Raw genomic sequence first — 2,936 nt, forward strand, 5'->3', positions numbered from 1 at the left:
TAAATTTGAAGCAAAAACCGGCTCATAATTGTAAATTATCCTTGGTATTTTCCTAATAATGGTTATTGCATGAAGTTGTCAAGGTACAATCAAATCATAAAAATTTAGTTCGTGCAGTGAAATCAATTATTGATCCAGAGGGCTGAAAAAAAGTGGCTTTTTTTTGGCATATTTATTGCTTATATTATTTTCAAAATTAAAAATGGAGGGAAAGATATGAAAAAATTAGTGGTCTTGCTACTGATAATTACGTTTCTTGTTTCTATGCTTGCAGGATGCGGCCCAAAAGCTTCTGACGCTATGAATGAGCCTTCTCAGCCAATAGAACAGAAGGTAATCTATGCGCTTAGCGGAGAACCAGAGACATTAGATCCGACATTGAATATCTATTCTCGCTCATCAAAGGTGTTGCAAAACTTGTTTAGGGGCCTTTATAAGCTTGACCAGAACGGTAATACCGTGCCGGCAATTGCTGAAGGATATGAAATAGACGCAACCAATACGATTTATACATTTAAAATAAGGGAAAATGCAAAGTGGTCGGACGGTAAGCCGGTAACAGCACAGGATTTTGAATATGCATGGAAGAGGGTATTAGATCCTAAAACTGCTTCAGGAGCATCATTCTACTTGTATTATATTAAAAACGGTAAAGCATATAATGAAGAAAAGGCTAACCCGGAAGATGTGGGGATCAAAGTGATTGATGATAGGACGTTGGAGGTTACTCTGGAAAATCCGACTCCGTATTTCTTGGATTTGTTATGTGTTACAGCATACTTTCCAGTAAGAAAAGACATAGTGGAAGGTAATGAATTCTGGACAAAATCGGCGAGCACTTATGTGTGCAATGGCCCATTTATGCTTGCTGAAATTAAAGAAAAAGAAAAGTATATACTGAAGAAGAATCCTTATTATGTGGATGCTGACGAAGTAAAGCTTGAGACGCTAGAATTACTGTTCTTGGAATCATCGGAGTCCGAACTTGCCGCATATGTAAACGATGAAATACACATATCGGATAATCTGAGCCCTGAGGCAGAGGCTCAGTTTAGAAGTTCACCGGAATTGTTCCTAGAGCCGACAATAGGCATGCTGTATTTTGATATCAATTGTGTAAAAAAACCGTTTGATGACATAAGGGTAAGAAAGGCGCTAAGTTTATCTATCAACCGTGAACAAATTGTTAAAAACATAATACAATCCGTCGATGTTCCTGCATTTGGATTTGTACCTTTCGGAATACCTCATGGCGTTCAAACAGATAAAGAGTACAGGGATGTGGTCGGCAATATATTTACAGAAAATATAGATGAGGCTAAAAAGCTGCTTGCCGATGCCGGATACCCCGATGGTAAAGGAATGCCTAAAATAATGATTACCGTAAGGACGAGTCAGGAAACCAAGGATATAGCACAAGCGCTTCAAGGCATGTGGAAGCAAAACCTCGGCATAGACTCGGAAATCCAAACCTTTGAGTCGAAGGTATATTGGACTGAGTTAAGCAACGGCAATTTTGATGTGGCTTATGACGGCTGGACGGGAGATTATCCGGACCCGATGACAAATTTGGATATTTTCGAGACAGTCTTTAACGAAGAAACGAATAGATGGAGCAATTCTGAATATGAACGGCTTTTGCAGGAAAACCGTGAGACAGCGGATCAGGCAAAACGTATGGAGAATTTTGCTAAAGCCGAAAGAATACTTGCGGATGAAATGCCGATTATACCTTTGTATTATTTCAATGACACATATCTATGCAAGCCAAATGTAAAAGGTGTAATTAAGAATTATATAGGACATATAATACTTGAATACGCATATGTTGAATAATATGCTCGAAAGGTCTGGGAGCAATTGTTTCCAGACCTTTCATTCAGCAAGCACCATATCTGATAACACAGAAGGCTTTCTGAAAGCAACCAATTTATTTACTACTATGGTGGAATATGCTACAATATAAAAAATATATTTTCAGCAAGGAGAAAAATTATGAAAGCAATTATTGGATTGACTACATTTCTTGGTGGAAAGTCTAGGAGCTTTTTTAGCTCTGTTAATGATAGTTATATATATTCTGTCTCTGCGGGGGGAGGCGTTCCTGTAAATATACCAATTTCCCACAATGAAGAAGACTATGACAGTTATATAGAAATACTGGATGGTATACTATTTACAGGCGGAGATGATATAGTTCCTATTTACTATGGAGAAAACCCGTTGAAAGAAGTTGATTCCATATGTTCAGTAAGGGATGAACACGAGTTTAAGCTCTTTAAGAAAGCCTATGAGAGAAAAATGCCTATGTTAGGAATATGCAGAGGCGCTCAGTTGTTAAATGTAGCTTTAGGCGGCAACCTTTATCAGGATATAAACCAGCAAATACCAGACTCACTTGGACATTATCCTACTGAAAGTGCGGATGACGAGTTGTATCATTCTGTAAAAATAAAAAAGGAAAGTAAGTTAGGCAATATATTCGGTGAAGAAAAAATGTATGTAAATTCTTTCCATCACCAATCTGTAAAAAAACTCGGCACTAACCTCATTATAACCGCTCTTTCAGAGGACGGAATAATAGAAGGCATAGAAAGTATTGAAGACAGGTTTTTAATAGGCGTTCAATGGCATCCGGAATGCTTGACAAAGCGGTATCCAAAGTTTTTAAAGCTTTTTAACGGGTTTATACACGCAGCAATCGAATATAAGCAAAATAGGTTTTAACAATATGGGACAAGGGGCGGTTCTTTGTCTCAGAACCGTCCCTTGTCCCGTTTGTCCCGCTTAATGCACCGGCTTAAAGCGTCTGAGTCTTAAGGCGTTGCTTACAACGGATACCGAACTCATGGCCATGGCGGCGGCGGCAAACATGGGGTTCAGCAGGGGGCCGCCAAAGGCGTAAAGCAGTCCTGCTGCTATGGGAATACCGATGG

At 39.0% G+C, this 2,936-nt stretch carries 2 protein-coding genes; both read left to right on the forward strand.

Features of this window, described 5'->3' with window-relative positions; genetic code table 11:
* The first annotated feature begins 216 nt into the window (after positions 1-216).
* On the forward strand, positions 217-1,836 hold the full coding sequence (locus HPY74_20665) for a peptide ABC transporter substrate-binding protein (GenBank protein NSW93020.1): 1,620 nt from the start codon (positions 217-219) through the stop codon (positions 1,834-1,836).
* Positions 1,837-1,995: 159 nt separating this feature from the next.
* Positions 1,996-2,727 carry a gamma-glutamyl-gamma-aminobutyrate hydrolase family protein gene (locus tag HPY74_20670; GenBank protein ID NSW93021.1) on the forward strand — a complete coding sequence of 244 codons (732 nt, stop codon included), beginning with the start codon at positions 1,996-1,998 and terminating at the stop codon, positions 2,725-2,727.
* Positions 2,728-2,936 lie beyond the last annotated feature (209 nt).

Source organism: Bacillota bacterium, assembly GCA_013314855.1.
In the GTDB taxonomy this organism is placed as follows: domain Bacteria; phylum Bacillota; class Clostridia; order Acetivibrionales; family DUMC01; genus Ch48.